This is a genomic window from Listeria farberi (genome assembly GCF_014229245.1).
Classification (GTDB): Bacteria; Bacillota; Bacilli; order Lactobacillales; family Listeriaceae; genus Listeria; species Listeria farberi.
Genome location: NZ_JAARZJ010000019.1, coordinates 1 through 16,455 on the forward strand (window position 1 = coordinate 1; position 16,455 = coordinate 16,455).

Annotated in this window: 17 protein-coding genes; 7 read left to right on the forward strand and 10 right to left on the reverse strand. The window is 36.4% G+C overall.

Going from position 1 to position 16,455, the window contains the following annotated elements; all coding sequences use genetic code 11:
- A partial coding sequence (locus HCB45_RS13650; protein ID WP_185620278.1) for a Crp/Fnr family transcriptional regulator occupies nt 1-561 on the forward strand: 561 nt, incomplete at its 5' end.
- 38 nt (nt 562-599) lie between these two features.
- Here HCB45_RS13650 and HCB45_RS13655 read toward each other — a convergent pair.
- Genes HCB45_RS13655 through HCB45_RS13680 form a run of 6 tightly spaced genes read right to left on the reverse strand, consistent with a single transcriptional unit; the run spans nt 600 to nt 5,763 of the window.
- Nucleotides 600-1,499: a ketose-bisphosphate aldolase gene (locus tag HCB45_RS13655; protein ID WP_185620279.1), complete on the reverse strand. Its 900-nt coding sequence runs from the start codon at nt 1,497-1,499 to the stop codon at nt 600-602.
- Between the two features lie 16 nt (nt 1,500-1,515).
- Nucleotides 1,516-2,370, reverse strand: a complete 855-nt coding sequence (locus tag HCB45_RS13660; RefSeq protein ID WP_185620280.1) for a class II fructose-bisphosphate aldolase — start codon at nt 2,368-2,370, stop codon at nt 1,516-1,518.
- A gap of 18 nt (nt 2,371-2,388) precedes the next feature.
- Nucleotides 2,389-3,480, reverse strand: coding sequence for a PTS fructose transporter subunit IIC (locus HCB45_RS13665; protein WP_185620287.1), 1,092 nt, complete (start codon nt 3,478-3,480; stop codon nt 2,389-2,391).
- 16 nt (nt 3,481-3,496) lie between these two features.
- Nucleotides 3,497-3,808 (reverse strand): PTS fructose transporter subunit IIB, encoded by a 312-nt coding sequence (locus HCB45_RS13670; protein WP_185319300.1) that lies wholly within the window; start codon nt 3,806-3,808, stop codon nt 3,497-3,499.
- A gap of 12 nt (nt 3,809-3,820) precedes the next feature.
- Complete coding sequence (locus HCB45_RS13675) at nt 3,821-4,294, reverse strand: PTS sugar transporter subunit IIA (protein WP_185319301.1); 474 nt, start codon at nt 4,292-4,294, stop codon at nt 3,821-3,823.
- 11 nt (nt 4,295-4,305) lie between these two features.
- Entirely contained in the window at nt 4,306-5,763 is a 1,458-nt protein-coding gene (locus HCB45_RS13680) for a BglG family transcription antiterminator (RefSeq protein ID WP_185620281.1), read from the reverse strand.
- Between the two features lie 194 nt (nt 5,764-5,957).
- On the opposite strand from HCB45_RS13680, the gene HCB45_RS13685 reads away from it, so the two are divergent.
- Genes HCB45_RS13685 through HCB45_RS13695 form a run of 3 tightly spaced genes read left to right on the forward strand, consistent with a single transcriptional unit; the run spans nt 5,958 to nt 8,573 of the window.
- Nucleotides 5,958-6,860 (forward strand): ABC transporter ATP-binding protein, encoded by a 903-nt coding sequence (locus tag HCB45_RS13685; RefSeq protein WP_185620282.1) that lies wholly within the window; start codon nt 5,958-5,960, stop codon nt 6,858-6,860.
- Nucleotides 6,853-8,142 (forward strand): ABC transporter permease, encoded by a 1,290-nt coding sequence (locus HCB45_RS13690; protein ID WP_185620283.1) that lies wholly within the window; start codon nt 6,853-6,855, stop codon nt 8,140-8,142. Before HCB45_RS13685 ends, HCB45_RS13690 begins: the two co-directional genes overlap by 8 nt.
- A complete protein-coding gene (locus HCB45_RS13695; RefSeq protein WP_185319305.1) occupies nt 8,100-8,573 on the forward strand; it encodes a GNAT family N-acetyltransferase in 474 nt (157 codons plus the stop codon). Before HCB45_RS13690 ends, HCB45_RS13695 begins: the two co-directional genes overlap by 43 nt.
- A 606-nt stretch (nt 8,574-9,179) precedes the next feature.
- On the opposite strand, the gene HCB45_RS13700 is transcribed toward HCB45_RS13695, so the two are convergent.
- Nucleotides 9,180-9,827, reverse strand: a complete 648-nt coding sequence (locus HCB45_RS13700; protein WP_185319306.1) for a GntR family transcriptional regulator — start codon at nt 9,825-9,827, stop codon at nt 9,180-9,182.
- A 213-nt stretch (nt 9,828-10,040) separates the two neighbouring features.
- Here HCB45_RS13700 and HCB45_RS13705 point away from each other — a divergent pair, with 213 nt between their 5' ends.
- Nucleotides 10,041-11,783, forward strand: a complete 1,743-nt coding sequence (locus HCB45_RS13705; RefSeq protein ID WP_185620284.1) for a class I mannose-6-phosphate isomerase — start codon at nt 10,041-10,043, stop codon at nt 11,781-11,783.
- A gap of 37 nt (nt 11,784-11,820) precedes the next feature.
- Here HCB45_RS13705 and HCB45_RS13710 read toward each other — a convergent pair whose 3' ends face one another.
- From HCB45_RS13710 to HCB45_RS13720, 3 genes are all read right to left on the reverse strand, one after another.
- Entirely contained in the window at nt 11,821-12,555 is a 735-nt protein-coding gene (locus HCB45_RS13710; RefSeq protein ID WP_185319308.1) for a GntR family transcriptional regulator, read from the reverse strand.
- 111 nt (nt 12,556-12,666) lie between these two features.
- Nucleotides 12,667-13,683, reverse strand: a complete 1,017-nt coding sequence (locus HCB45_RS13715) for a PTS sugar transporter subunit IIC (protein ID WP_185607840.1) — start codon at nt 13,681-13,683, stop codon at nt 12,667-12,669.
- A 68-nt stretch (nt 13,684-13,751) separates the two neighbouring features.
- Nucleotides 13,752-14,606 carry a LysR family transcriptional regulator gene (locus HCB45_RS13720; protein ID WP_185607839.1) on the reverse strand — a complete coding sequence of 285 codons (855 nt, stop codon included), beginning with the start codon at nt 14,604-14,606 and terminating at the stop codon, nt 13,752-13,754.
- Between the two features lie 105 nt (nt 14,607-14,711).
- Between HCB45_RS13720 and HCB45_RS13725 the strand changes: the two genes are divergently transcribed.
- Together HCB45_RS13725 and HCB45_RS13730 are read left to right on the forward strand one after the other, a co-directional pair.
- Nucleotides 14,712-15,719, forward strand: coding sequence for a YeiH family protein (locus HCB45_RS13725; protein WP_185620285.1), 1,008 nt, complete (start codon nt 14,712-14,714; stop codon nt 15,717-15,719).
- Nucleotides 15,720-15,774: 55 nt separating this feature from the next.
- Nucleotides 15,775-16,416, forward strand: a complete 642-nt coding sequence (locus HCB45_RS13730; protein ID WP_185319312.1) for a DUF1361 domain-containing protein — start codon at nt 15,775-15,777, stop codon at nt 16,414-16,416.
- The last annotated feature ends 39 nt before the right edge of the window (nt 16,417-16,455 follow it).

Sequence of the window (16,455 nt, forward strand, 5' to 3'; positions counted from 1 at the left end):
AAATATATCTATATAATAGAAGAAGGCTATATGAAGCTAGTTTTTGAAGGAACAAATCAGTATAATTTTTCTTATATTCTACAGAAAGGCGCTTTTCCTTATCTTCCAGTTTATACTGAGGATATACCTAAACATATGATGCTAATTGCATTAACGGATGTAGTTTGGTGGAAAATTGAATTTCAATTTTTTCGGAAAATGATGCAATTAGAGGATCCTAGAAATTATTTAATGCTCCACCAACTTGCTGAAACGAGAAGGAGATTGTATCTTATCGCCGTCCAAGAAAAATTAAGTTCTCGCGATAGTATTTATTTTTCTCTAAATACTATGCTTGATTATGGCTTAAGGGTTTCTGAAAAAGCAGTGGAGTTACCTGAATTTTTAACATATCAGTTCCTTGCTGAACACTCAAACTCTTCCAAAAGTTATACATCTAAAGTTCTTAGTCATTTACGAGAAAAAGGTATTTTAGAATCACAAAAAAAGCCTTGGCGCATTAACGATGTCCAAAAGCTACAAGAATTGATTCATACAGAAGCTTTACTTTCAACTTTATAAAAAACCAAGAGCAATAAAAATCGCTCTTGGTTTTTCGTTTAGATTACGTTATTGCGCCAAGCCTGGGTATTTGCTAGTTGGTATTTCTCTACTTGATTAATTGACTTAAATAGTTCCATTTTATACTTCACTACTGCTTTTGCAGCATTAATACAATCTGGGTAAATCGCATTTGCATCCCATAATTCAGTCGTACTTAAAATTTCGCGACATTTTTTATAGAAGGCATATTTATAATCACTGGAAATGTTAACTTTCTGAATCCCAATTTTAACTGCAGCAGCAATTTCATCATCTGGATTCGCTGAGCCCCCATGGAGCACAAGTGGAATATTTACTAGGTCTTTGATTTCTTGTAGTATATCAAGACGTAATTTAGGCTCTTTGTCTTTTGGATAAATTCCATGAGCTGTTCCTATAGCTACAGCGAGTGTATCCACCCCTGTTCGCAAAATATATTCTTTCGCTTCTTCTGGTTTCGTATAGATAATCTCACTTACTCCACCTTCAATACTATTACCTGTTTTCCCGATAGTTCCAAGCTCTCCTTCTACGGAAATACCTAATCGGTGGCAAACATCTACTACTTCTTTTGTGACGCGAATATTTTCTTCAAAAGGTAGCAACGAGCCATCAATCATGACAGAACTAAAACCACAGCGAACTGCTCGCATCACATCACTCATATTATCACCATGATCCAAATGAAGTACAAAAGGCACTGGGCTATTTTTAATTCTTGATAAGACATACTGGAAAAAATCATCTTTTGTAAAATCTAGTTCTGTTGGGTGTACCGCGATAATCGCTGGTGCATTATTTTTTTCAGCTTCTTCTACCACTACTCGTAAAAAATTACTATCTGCCACGTTAAATGCACCAACCGCAAATTTATTTTCTTTGGCTACTTCTAATAATTGCTTCATATTTACTAACATGTTTTCATTTCTCCTTTTAAAGTGATTTTCCAGTAGAACCGGATAATTGAATATAATATTTTACAACTTCTTTGCCGGCTGTAATCGTATCGCTAATTAAGTCGACATAATTTATCATTGGCTTTTCTTCTAAATTAGTTTTTATTTTATCCACTTGCGCTTTCATAAAGTCTGAGCCAACGTTAATTTTATTGATACCAAGCCGAATGGATTCTAAAATGTTTTCCTCACCACAACCAGAACCTCCGTGCAAAACAAGTGGCATATTAGTCGCGGCTTTAATTTCTCGAACAATGTCAAACTGAAAAGCGGGCGTAAACCCTCCTGGATAATCACCGTGCGAAGAGCCGTATGAAATCGCGAGTGCATCAATTCCAGTCTGGTTAGCAAAATCAATAGCTTGTTTAGGATCCGTATACATAGCTTGATTTGTATAATTTTCCCCTGTCACCGCGCCAATATTTCCAACTTCTGCTTCAACACTTGCATTATAAGTTTCTGCAAATTCAACCATTTTCTTCGTAATTGCAACATTTTCTTTATAAGGATAACTGGATGCATCCATCATGACACTTGAAAAGCCTGCTTCTAAACATTGTTTTACAATAGCAACATTATGCCCGTGATCCAAGTTAATCGCTACTTCAACGCTTGCTTCTTCTGCCATTTTTATAATAGGGTTCGTTAAAAAACGAGCGTCTAGATGGCTTGTTAAATGATCTTGGAGCAAATCAATGATAATAGGCGCACGGAGTTCTTGAGCAGCATCGATAACCGCTCGTGCTGTTTCTAAATTAAAACAATTAATTGCCATGACAGCATAGCGCCCTTCATTTGCACGCTTTAGGATTCCTTTCATCGAAACATACATTTTTTATTTCTCCTCGTCTTATGAAATTTTAATTCCAGACAAATCGACTTCTTCCTCTTCTATAGCTTGGTCCTCAATTAATTCTTCTTCCTCTGTAGGCTCCCGTTTTAATAGGAGTAGCATTGCTGCTGTTACACAAGTTCCAATCAAAAGTGCCAAACAGAATAAAATTGGTTCATTCATTGCTGGAACAATAAACATTCCACCTGATGGTACTGGCGATCCAATACCCCAAGTCATACTAAGACCACCACCAACAGCAGCCCCAAGTGTACAAGAAATAATAACGCGTATCGGATCAACGGCAGCAATTGGGATAACGCCTTCTGTAATCATACAAATTCCCATTGGAAAAGCGATTTTGATATTATCTTCCTCTGATTTTGTATATTTTTTCTTTTTAATTAATTTCGAGATTACCCAAGATAGTGTCACTCCAAATGGCGGTACCATTGAAGCTAGGATTTTTACGGCTTCTGGTTCTTTGACTCCCTCTAGCAGTAATCCATCCGCGAATAAAGAAGCTACTTTATTTACCGGACCACCAAAATCAAATGCGGCCATTGCACCGAGCACAGCTCCGAAAACAAATCGCATACTCCCTTGCATTCCTTGTAAGAAGCTTGTCATCGCCTCTGTTGCCCAAACGATTGGCACACCTACTACAAAATACATTAGCAATCCGATGACTAAACTACTAATAAGCGGAATAATCATCATTGGCATTAAACCTTGTGCCCACTTTGGTACCTTTAAATATTTCACAAGGATTAGTACAAAATAACCGACCAAGTAACCTCCTAGCATGCCACCTAAAAAGCCTGCTCCAATTGAATTAGCAATCAACCCCATTAATAATCCAGGTGCAATCCCGGGTCTATCTGCTATCGAGTAGGCAATCGCCCCTGCAATAACTGGTGCAAGTAGCCCCATACCAAGAACACCGAGAGAAACGAGTGCATCTGGAATAGAATATGGTGCTTTATAGTTTTCAATCACTTGCCCATTTGTTAAATTTCCAATGGCAATAAGTAACCCCGAGGCAACAACTAACGGTAACATATACGAAATCGCTGTAAGTGCATGTTTTTTGATTTGCAGTTTTTTCATCATGCTAGTTCACTCCCTAGTTATTTATTTCGTTATCTATTTTATTAATAATTTGTTTTGGTGCTTTAATTGCTAAATTTGTCGGTATTTCAACAATACGCTTCCCTTTAAAACGATCTTTACCACTAATTTTAATGTCAGCAGCGATAATAACGACATCCGCATTTTTTACTTGTTCTGCTGAAAGTTCGTCTTCAATCCCAATCGTTCCTTGTGTTTCAATATGAATAGTATGTCCAAGTGCGGTGCCCGCTTTCGTTAGTTTTTCTTTCGCGATATACGTATGAGCAATTCCCGATGTACAAGCAGCAATTCCAATAATATTCATGATAAGTGCCTCCTAATCTTGGTTTTTTGCTAATAATTTTATAAAATCCTCTTTGGTTAGAACAGTTTGAAATTGATTTATCACCTCATCATCTGCAAGTAAAATGGCTACTTTTTGAAGCAATTTAATGTGGGTGGTTGTAGCATCTGAGTTTTTCACAGCAAAAAGAATAATAATATTGACTGGTTTATCATCAAGTGACTCCCACTCTACCGGAGTCTTTGTTCTGCCCACTGCAATAGATGTATTAGTGACGCTTGCTGATTTCCCGTGCGGAATTGCTACCCCTTCACCAAGCCCGGTTTTCCCTTCTTCTTCGCGGTATAATACATCTGCAATAAAAGTTTCTTTATCCACTACTGCACCTGTTTCAACAAGTAAGTCTGTTAATTCTTCAATTACTTCTAATTTTGTCGTTGCCTGTAACTCTAAATTTACAAGCGCCGGGCTTATTACTTTACTTATATCTAATTCCCGAATATCCATGAATCCGCCTCCTATAATCTTTCCATCAATTTTTTCACCATCATTTTATCTTTTTCTGTAAACATTGCGCTCACAAGTAAAGAAGGAATTTCGTTTGTACTTTCTGCGTTGATTGTTGTTAGAATAAAATCAATATTCTGATAGTCTTGCAAGCTATTTTTGAATTTAGTAGATGATAAAACGTCTACTATTTCGACATCTGGAAAAGCTTTTTGAACCTTTACTTTTAAAAGTTCCGATGTTCCGATGCCACTTGAACACATAATAATAATTCGTTTTATGGGTGGGGACTCTTCCATGTGTTTGGCGAAATATATCGTTATATAGCCGACTTCATCATCTGATATTGTTTTTAACTTAAACGTCTCCGCCACATCACGAGCGGTTTCTTTAATAATTTCAAATAGTTGACCGTACTCTAATTTAATATCGCTTAATAGGTTGTTTTTTATGTTAATTTGATGATTCATTCGGTTTACCATTGGTTTTATATGGCTAAGCAACTCAATTTTTAATTGTTTTTTATTAATAGGTATAGCAATTTTTTTGGCTACGTGATTAATATAAAAATCAGTCATTTCCTCTACGATTGGTAAAGGTTTACTCGAAATTAATTCAATTTCGTGATTAAAGCGAGAGGAAATTAAATATTGTAAAAAATTGAAAGTTTCGCGTTTAGGTAATTCCTTTTTTAAATATTGTTCAATTGCTTCAATGGCTTCTACCGCAATACTATGAAGTCTTTCATTTGATACTAAATAAATTTCTTTTGGTTCGTCAAAATCTTCTACTTCACCTTGGCGAAAACGATTAATTAAAATGTATAAATGGGAAAAAATATTGATATCATACGGATACGGAATACTGATCATTAACTTTTTTTCAATGATTTCCATCTGCCTGACGATAAATTCTACATCTGCATTATTGAGATTACTATGTTCTATTTTCAAATCATCATATCTAGATAAATCTAAGTTGTTAATGACTTCATTGATAGCTATACGAATATTTTCTTCTGTCCCAACAACGCGGATTTCTTTTTGCTTTTTTTCAAGCGTTAAATGGTATTTCTCGATAGATTGATTTAAAAGTGCAAAATCATTTTTTATCGAATTATATCCAACGTAATAACCTTCATATAATTTTGCGATATTTAAGTACTTCGGTGATTTAAACAAAACTTGAAGTAAAATCTTTTCACGACGTTCAGATGGTGTATAACCGAAAATATCACTAGTTGTTTCTAATTTTGCTTGAATATATGCTTTATAATTCAGTTTATAACCACGCCCTTTTTCTGAGATAATAATCTCTTTTTCATCAGTGGCACTATTGATATTTTTAATTTTACGATAAACTGTTTTAGAGGAAACTTCGAGCATTTCAGCAAGTTGATTTGCTGTTAAAAAATCATTTTTCGTTAAAAATAAGTTAATTAATGCACGCTCCGTTTTTGTTAGAAGCATTTCATCACCTCCCTCTACGCTCTATTATACACAAATAAAAGAAAACGGTTACACCAAGTTATGTCCACTACACTAGACAATTTTTTGGCATGGTTTGTGAAAGTGGATTTAGTAATGTCTTTATCTTCTAGCAAGACAATTTACCAGTAAAAAAGTATAATGAAATTTGAGAAGACTTAGAAAGGGGTACTTTTATGACGCTTGAACTACATAATGTTACGAAGAAGTTTGGGGAAAAAATGGCAGTTAATGATTTGTCGTTTCGAGTAGAACCAGGGAAAATACTCGGAATAATTGGTCAAAATGGTGCTGGTAAAACAACTACTTTCCGGCTAATTTTACATTTTTTAGAAGCAACTTCAGGGAAAATTACTTGGGACGGTAAGGAAGTAAGCAGAATAGATCCAAATATCATTGGTTACTTACCAGAAGAACGCGGTTTATATCCTAATGTTACGATTGAAGAACAATTAATCTTTTTTGCTGAATTAAAAGGTTACCCGAAACAAAAAATAAAAACAGAAATCGATAACTGGTTGGAACGTGCGGAAATTGTTGGCAAAAAAACCGACTTAATTAAAACCTTATCTAAAGGAAATCAGCAAAAAATCCAGCTCTTAAGTACAATTATTCATCAACCTAAACTTGTTATTTTAGATGAACCATTTAGTGGGCTAGATCCTGTCAATGCAGAAATTTTGAAAAAGTTTGTATTTGATTTACGTGCGTCTGGAGCAGCCATTATATTCTCGAGTCACCGAATGGAAAATGTGGAGGAACTTTGTGATTCCCTTTTAATGCTGAAAAAAGGAAGTACGGTGCTTCAAGGCACGACTGAATCTGTAAAGTCTGTTTTTGGTCGCAAACGAATTTTGATTGAATCTAGTCATACAGTAGAGGAACTGGCTAATTTACCAGGCGTTTTAAATATCCAAACGCATCGGGACGGCGTTTTTCAACTTGAAATTGCTAATGAAACAGATGCCGAAAAGATTTTTGAATATGTAACAAAGGATGGCTTCATCCCAACTTTCAGCCTCCAAACACCAACGCTTGAAGAAATTTTCAAATGGAAAGCAGGTGAATCTAATGAGTAAATTTTGGGTGATAACAAAGCAAGTTTACAAAAGACGTGTCAAAACCAAATCCTTTTTAATTTCACTTTTATTTCCTGTTTTAATTGCCGCCTTAATTGCAGGCATTCCAAAAATGGTCGATTATTTCGACTCTACTAAAACTATTGCAAAGATTGCCGTACTTTCTGATAATCCGATTTTTGCCCAGTCACTCGCTAAGGACAAGAACCATTTTAAAGTAAATACTGCCATTAATGACAAAAAAGCTGCCCAGTCCGCTCTAAAAAAAGGTAAAATTGACGGATTCGTCTCTATTACACAAAAAAATGACACCGTTAGTGCGGTTTATACAACGCAAGAAACAGCAGGGCAAGATGTTTTAACCCGTTTAACAGAAGATCTCACCGCTACAAAAATTGCTGAAAAAGCAGCGGCGTATAAAATCACCAATGAGCAATTACAATCAATTACTTCCCCTGTTTCTGTGATAAATGATTTAGAATCAAATAATCAACTAACTAATCATGAAAAAGACGTTATGAGCGCAGCAGTATTGATTTTAACCCTCGTTATTTTCATTTTCGTCATGAGTTATGCAAACATTGTTGCTTCTGAAATCGCGACAGAAAAAGGCACTCGAATAATGGAGGTCATTTTATCAAGTGTCTCTGCTAGAACGCACTTATTTGCTAAATTAACAGCCATTATTTTTATGCTTCTCACCCAAATTGGCTTTTATGTTGTTTGTGGAGCTGTCGTTCTTGTTGCTGGCCGAAATACGGATATGGTCCAAAACATTTTAGATCAAATTGCTGTTTTTCCAGCTTACTATCTTGTTTTAAACTTAGTATTTGTTATTTTAGGTTTATTGTTATACATTTTACTCGCAGCGATGATTGGTTCGATGGTGCCAAATGTAGAAACAGTAGCTCAGTTTATCTATCCAATGACGATTCTCGCTATTATTGGTTATTGGGGTTCCATTGCAGCTGCTAATGCGCCGGATAATTTACTTGTTATTATCGGCTCGTATATTCCAACTTTTTCACCGATGATGATGTTAGCGCGGATGGACTTATTGTCTGTTTCAACGATTGGTATTTTTAGCTCATTAGCAATTTTAGTCGCAAGTGTCGTTGGAGCATTTTTCCTAACTGTTCGCCTTTATCAAGGAAATGTGTTGCTTTACAGTAATGATGGTCTATGGAAAACTTGGAAAACCTCCCTTTCCTACGCCAAAATAAAGAGAGTTGGTAAATTATGCAAATCAGACTATCTGAAAGAAAAGACTCAGCTTCAATGATTGAATTAGAACATTTAGTTTGGACGCCTGGGACGACTCCTGGTGATGTCCGTTTTGATAGTGAGGCTGAATTTTTATTAAAGAATCCTCCTGGTTCCAAAATAGTCGTTGAAAAAGAGGGGAAAATAATTGGCATTCTTGGGTATAAATCCCCTATCCCACTCCCATCCAACAAACATGTAGCAGAGATAGATATTGCCGTTCACCCGGATTTTCAGCGCGAAGGCATCGGTCAACTTTTAATGGACAAAATGAAAGAAGTTGCACAAGAAAAAAGCTTTATAAAAATCTCTCTCCGGGTGCTGTCAATTAATCAAAAGGCAATTCGCTTTTATGAAAAAAATGGTTTTAAACAAGAAGGTCGTCTCGAAAAAGAGTTTATTATTCAAGGTAAGTATGTAGATGATATTTTAATGGCTTATTTCCTCTGACAAAAGACCCTATTTAAAGCTAGAACTATGACTTTATAATCATTTTTAAGATAAAGCGTTTACAATTATTTAGAACGGTTATATATAGAGTACAACGAACAAAAAAAGGTGATGCGAATGACAAGAACTTGGTGTACAAGCTGATTTTTTTCTCAGCTTTGTCATATGCCGGCAAACGTCTGGTGAAGGATTTTAGTGTCAAGCAACTAACGCTTAGTTTACAGGAGGAAGGCGAGGAGTATACGCCGCGTCAAGGACTTTACGCTAACTTAGTTGTAGGAAGACGGAATTTCGTTACGTCGCTCGTTTATCAATATTTTTATCCTCACTAAATTGGTAAATAAGCGAATAAAGTATCGTATCATTTATGGCCACTATTTGGACAAGTTACGGGCGCTCATTTATTCGTTAGTTAGAATATCTTGAGAAGTAAGTAGTAAGATAAAGAATTCGCCTACTTGTTTGAAAATGCCTCACCGTTTTCCGAATGTTGTATGTTTATTCAGAAACATCCAGACATGGTCCGGCCCATCAGATGAGTGGCAAGACAAGCTCATCCGAAAAGAAAAACCCCGTGTGGCGAATTAGCCGTACGGGGTTTTTCGATTAGGAAAATAAGATTGAGATATTTTCATCGTAGAATTTTTGAATGACTAAGTGGCATTTTTCAAATTCTTTCGCTTCTAACGCGAGAACTAACTGTTCTAATGATTCAGCTAGATCAAGCATAAAAGCCTCAAAGCACAATTTTTCATTGTTATCTTTCATATTTAGAATTGTTTGGTTAAGAATATCGATATTTTTTTCAAGCGCTGGCATTCCAGTATAGTGAATCATACAAGCATAAAAGTTTTTCACATGATTACTAAATACATTTATATCTTGCTCCCTAGCGGCTAACTTGATATAAACTAGCTCTTTACGAAGACAGGCTGCGCATATTTCTGCATTTTTTTCTTGAAGTTTCTGTACTGCATAATTGAGATGAAAAAAAGCTAACTTTAAACGTGATTTTTCGCGATGCTCAGCTTCACTATGGATTGCGACTGAAAAACCGTTTTCTCCAGTTTTTTTGCAAATAATACCGCTTTTATGTAAACATTGGAGCGCGCCAAAAGCTACTCGTTTGCTGACTTGAAATCGTTTCATGATGTCTTCTATATCCACTTTATCGCCATTTTCCAAAGTGTTAGTCATAATCTCATTCTTGATTTCTCCGTATATAGGATCTGCAACAAATCCACTTTTCTCCATAAATAGAACCTCTTTAAATTTGATTGCTTTCAATGTTATATTTTACACGAAAAAAAACCATTTAGATATGATTTTCCCGAAAAAAATTGTGTACATTCTGTTACAAAAAAATGGAATTGTTATAAGAAAAATAGACAATTAATTGTGATGACAGATGGAATATATAATGTTATATTTATAATGTAATAACAATATAAACAAGGAGTGATTTTTTTGATCACATACGATTTAGCACCTGAAGTGAAAATCAACCAATTTGATGGTGCTTGGGCTGGTTACAAAAATATTGCCGAGGAACTACAAACTGCCATTCAAAGAAAGAATCAAAAACAAACTATCGTAGCCATTGAATGTTACCCAGGAACGAGAAATGAAGAAATTGCCACTAAGCTACTTCCACTATTACCCATCGAAAAAGCCATTTTTGCAGATGAATGGGCATTAAATAATAAGGAAGTAACGACCAAAATCGAACCTCATTTAACAGATGATCGCGTTTTTGGTATTATGTCTCATTTTGAAGTGAGCGATTTTTATTCCGCTGAAAAACTTGCAGAAATTCAAAGAGAAATTTCAGCTATTAATGGGCTAATTGTTATTTATGGAACGGGAGCGACCGTTATAGCGCCAAATCCGGATATTCTAATTTATGCAGATTTAGCTCGCTGGGAGATTCAATGCCGCTATCGCAAGGAAAATAAACCTAACTGGAAGGCAGACAATGCAGCTGAAGATGCGCTTCGTAAATTTAAACGTGGGTACTTTTTTGAATGGCGCATGGCTGACCGTCAAAAGAAAAAACTCTATCACCAAGTAGATTTCTTACTTGATACAAATAAAAAAAACGAACCAAAAATGGTACGCGGGGAAGATTACCGAAATGGCTTAAAACAAGTTTCCAAAGCACCATTTAGAGTCGTCCCATACTTTGATGCAAGTGTTTGGGGCGGCCAGTGGATGAAAAATAATTTTGGACTGGATCCTTCTGCTGATAATTATGGTTGGGCATTTGATGGTGTTCCAGAAGAAAATAGCTTATACATGCGTTTTGGAGATATCCGGGTTGAAGTCCCATCTACGAATGTTGTGAACCATTTCCCGAATGAGTTACTTGGGCCTAAAGTACATAGCCGCTTCGGCACGGAATTCCCGATTCGTTTTGATTACCTTGATACTATGGGCGGTGGTAATTTAAGCCTTCAAGTCCACCCATTAGTAGAGTATGCGCAAGATAAGTTTGGCATTCATTATACACAAGATGAAAGTTACTATATTTTACAAGCAGATAGCGACTCTACCGTTTACCTTGGAACCAAAGAAGGTACAACGAAAGAAGCAATTATGGCTGATTTAGAAAAAGCCTCAAAAGGAAATTATCGTTTTCCTGATGAAAAATACATTAACGTCTTCCCAGTGAAAAAGCATGATCATATTTTAATTCCTGCTGGGACGATTCATTGTGGAGGTCCGAATACAGTAGTTTTAGAAATTAGTGCGACTCCTTATATTTTTACTTTTAAACTATGGGATTGGGAACGTACTGGTTTAGACGGGGTTCCACGCCCGGTACATTTAGAACATGGTAAAGAAAACCTACAACTTGACCGTGACACAAAATGGGTGAAAGAGAACCTAATGAATCAATTCGAAACTTTACATGAAGATAATGACTCCAAAGTAGAACGCACTGGTTTGCATGAATTAGAATTTATTGAAACCCACCGCCACTGGTTTAAAGAAACTGTTGTCATCCACACAAACGACAGTGTCAATATGCTCAATTTAGTAGAAGGAACAAGTGCTGTCATTGAAAGTATTGACGATTCTTTCGCGCCATTTGAAGTGCATTACGGAGAAACATTTATTGTTCCTGCGATTGTCGGTACTTATCAAATTAGAAATACAAGCGATAGTGAAGAAGTGGCAGTTATTCAAGCATTTGTACGCAATTTATAAAAAAGAAAGCCTATCAAAAATGTTGATAGGCTTTCTTTTATTCAAAATCAATATAATATCGATAATGCTTTCCTACATAAAAGCATTCGCTGTATTCTCTAAAATCACTTTCTTTTTGTTTCGTCATCCGCACCCTTTTCAAAATTGGTTCTTGTTTGTCGATTGCGAGAGCTTCCTGAACTTCACGATTTGGCAGCATCGCTTCAATATATTCCTTTTCTTGATTAACGATAATACCGAAGCCTTTCAAATATTCATAAAAAGAACCGTAATAATCTTCTGCTTGAAGTGAATACTCTTGATTATAAGGAATCACACTGATAAACAGTGCAAACGCCAAGTCTTTCGTACCGCGTAGCCGCTTAATTTGTAGCACCTTGTCCCCGACAGCCAGCCCTAGCTGTAACGCAATTTTTTTATCGGCATTGATCACTTCTACTTCCGCATGTAGCGTAGCCGCCTTTTTACCAAGTTCTTTCATCTCATTCGTAAAACTGCGCACTAACGTAAAGTGCTCATCCTCTGCTTCTTCCCAGTCACGTACAAAAGTACCTTTCGCACGTTCTCTATAAAGTAAATTTTCACGAACTAGCTCATCAATCGCTTTCCGCACAGTAATTCTACTGACATTGTATAACTCACATAAATCAAGCTCTGGTGGAATTTTGTCTCCAGTTTGCCAAACTTCCGATTGGATTTTATCTCGTAAATCATCAGCTATTTGCGCATAGAGCGGAGATGCATCGTACATTTTATTTAACTTTCTCACCATAGTAAGCCTTCCTTCTCAAATTGTATTATTGTCATCACAATAAATCATAGCACAGGCTATCCAAAATTCCAATATAAAAGTAGAGCGATAAAGCTCTACTTTTATATTATTCTACTGCAATTCAATCGTTAAATCACCTGTTTTCAAGCGTTCCTTTTTAATAAGAAACGGTCTGACAATAAGTGCAATAACACCTGGCAAGACAACTGCTACCAAAATAAAAGCAGCAAGTGTGCTGAATCCGTAATTTGCTATTAAATAAAGTGGTGCAACAAAGGCGCATAATCCGAGACCTGCGACTTCACTTGCGGCTTGAATGTGAAATACCATCACACCAAGAGGTCCAGCAATTAGTGTTGTTAAGAGTGGTACTAACATAAGGCTAGGTTTTCTAATGATGTTGGGTGTTTGTAATTTTGGTGTACAGATAAGTTGGGCAAAAAATGCACCCCAGTTATTATCCCGGTAACTTAATACTGCAAAAGACACGAATTGAACCGAGCAACCGATCAATGCCGCAGCACTTGCAGTTGGATCAAGTTGAAGCGCAATCGCGAGCGCAGCAGATGAAGCTGGACTAAGTATCAGTAAGCCAAACACAAAAGCAATAACCATCGATGAAATCAGCGGTGAACCACCAATTAATGAACTAATTCCAAGACTTACAGAAGCTAAAATCGGCGCCATGATTTTTGCAAATAAAATACCACTAAGTCCACCAGCTAAAAGTGCAACACCAGGAATTAAAATCATATCAAATTTTGTCTTTCCAGTGACTCGCTTCCCAGTCCAAACCGCCACAATAACAGCCAAAATAGCTCCAACTGGTTCTCCGCTAGTAATAGCAACTCCGCCACCAGCTAACGTCGCCACTGCCCCACCACCAATAACAGCAGAGGCTGCCGCACTTATCGTCACAAGCGTATTTGCGTGCAAGCACATCGCAATACCAACACCAATTCCCGGAATTAACATCGTTTTACCAATTGCGCCAACTGTAACAAGAAATGAAATCCCTGTCATCTGCCCAATTGTCTGTAAAAGAAGTCCAATTCCAAGCGTTACAAGAACCGCATTCGCAATTCCCATAGAAGCCTTATAGGAACGATCTATAAAATATTCTTTCATTGCTTCTCCCTTTCTAAAATGTATTCTTTCTCATTGTAATCACTAGTTTGTTAAAAAGCTAGTTTTATTTACTGGTTTTCCTTTAAAAATGTTAAAAAGGTTTCAGCAATTCGATTTTCAAGTCTTTGTCTGTTTTTTAGTACCGAAAACTTCCGCATTAAGCTTCCAGCCTCATTAAACGTCTGCAGTTTTCCTGATGTAATTTCTGTTTGAACAACACACTTAGAAATAACGGTGTAGCCCATTCCTTCAAGAACCATTTGTTTGACCGCCATATTACTCCAAGCAACAACTTTTTCAGCAACATTCCAGCCATTGGTACTTAATACATGATCCAAATATTCACGCGTTCCTGAGCCTTCTTCTCGCGCAATCCAAGTTGCTCCTTGTTCGATTTCTGTAAGTGAACCGTCTGCTCGACCAACGATACACATCTCATCATCCGAAAAAGCACTTATCTCCAAATCTTTCTTACTTACCTGGCCTTCAATAAGCCCTGTGTCCACTTGAAGAAGTTCCACTTTGTCAGCAATTTTCGCGGTATTTTCAATAATTAGTTCTATTGTAATATCCGGATAAAGGGCATGAAATTTCGCAACCACTTCTGGCAAAAAATACTCTCCTATCGTAAAACTAGCACCAATTCGAAGTCGACCTTTTAAATGATGGTGATATAGACTTATTTCATCTTCCACTTGTTTATATAGCCCTTCTAATTGCTTGGCACGGTGATACAAAATTTCTCCTGTTGCTGTTAAAATAAACTTTTTAGCCTGTCTATAAATAAGTTCTGTTTCGTAAAGTTCTTCCAATTTCTTTAATTGCAACGATACTGCGGGTTGCGAAATGTGTAATTCTTCAGCTGCTTTTGTAAAACTTTGTAATTCTACTACTCGGATATACGTTCTTAATGCCTCATCCATCGTAACACCTCCATAAAAATAACTTATCGATAATATAATTAATATAAATTTTACTAATAAAATCAGGAATGGTAAAGTAAAAGTATAAAAGAAAGGGGGATAAAAATGAGTCGAATTTTATTTAAAACGAAGACTTTTTGGTATGGTATTGCGCTTACTTTCTGTATTGCTACCTTATCTTATTTTTTAGCGAAGTTACCATTCTTAATGATTCTTGGACAACTTGTAACTGCTATTTTAATTGGTATTATCATTCGTGCACTTTTCCCAGTTCCAGATAAATGGTTTACTGGTATTCAGTTTTCCAACAAGGTCATTCTTCGTGCCGGGATTATTTTACTTGGTTTTCGCTTGAACTTAGTTGATATTTATCATGCTGGATGGCGTGTATTTCTAATTGCTGCCTTATGTCTTAGCATTGGTATTACTATTGTTTATTTTTTAGCCAAACTTTTTGGGGTGGATAAAAAACTAGCTATTCTGGTCGCTTGTGGTACGGGAATTTGTGGTGCGGCTGCAGTAGTTGCGATTTCTCCCCAAGTAAAAGCTGATAACAACCAAACGGCTGTCGCTGCTACGATTATTGCACTACTTGGAACTATTTTCACCATTATCTATACGTTGATTTATCCAATTCTACCACTCGGACCAGATGGTTATGGGATTTTTGCAGGGGCTACTCTTCATGAAATTGCCCACGTTATTGCAGCTGCAGATCCAGGCGGCTCATCTGCTGTTGATATGGCGGTTATCGTTAAATTAACACGTGTAGCCTTACTTGTTCCAGTCTGCTTTGTTGTTGCAAAGATGGTTAATGCTGGAACTAAAAACCGCTTTTCATGGGCTGAACTTCCTGTACCATGGTTTATCTTCGGCTTTTTAGCTACTAGTGCAATTAACAGCTTTGGAATTATTCCAACCTCTGTAACTGATTTTCTTGTCATCTGCGCATATTTCCTCATTGCTATGTCAATGGGTGGACTCGGTTTAAATGTCCACTTGCCATCGTTCGGAAAAATGGGTGGAAAACCTTTTGCTGCAGCGTTAATCGGTTCTGTTTTTCTTTCAGCATTTGGTCTAGCTTTAGTACTTTTGTTTCATTTAGCAGGTTAAGATGTCCTCGTCACCCCGATTTATGATACAATAGCAAACACGAGGTGACTATTTCATGACGAAAGCAATTTGGACTTGCCGAGCGTTCTTACTCGGATACTTTCTTTTTCTGCATTTCACTGCAGATACTTACACTTTTCTAATTTTAAATGTCGGGCTTGCTTATATACCTTTCGAAATAGCAGTATTTCTCACAAAAAAACCTCGCGTCTGGTGGATTTTTTGGCCATTAGGGATTGTTTGGCTAGTATTTTTCCCAAATGCACCGTATCTTTTAACTGATTTACTTCATTTACAACGTTTAGAAATTTACGGAGCAGAAGGAATACTTTCAACAGCGCCTTGGTTATGGCGACATTTCACTTATATTATCGTCGGTGTGTTCTTTGGATTATTTATTGGATTTTGGTCTTTCGCAAAGATGCTTGCTGAAATAAGAAGACGATTTAATTGGACTAGTTTACTAAGTTATCAATTACTTTTGATTGGGTTAATTTTATTATCTAGTTATGCGATATACATCGGACGGTTCTCTCGCTTACACTCCATCCATTTACTTACGCAACCAATTGATTCATTACAAATTATGTTTAGTGTTTTTCACTGGCCATTTTGGAATTTTGTATTTTACTTTTCGATTATCCAATATGTAATTTATACGCTATTTAGCAGGTTTTCTAGCTCACTAAAAAACTAAAAACGTTTGTATTTTAGGAAAATTAATTTTCTTAAATAC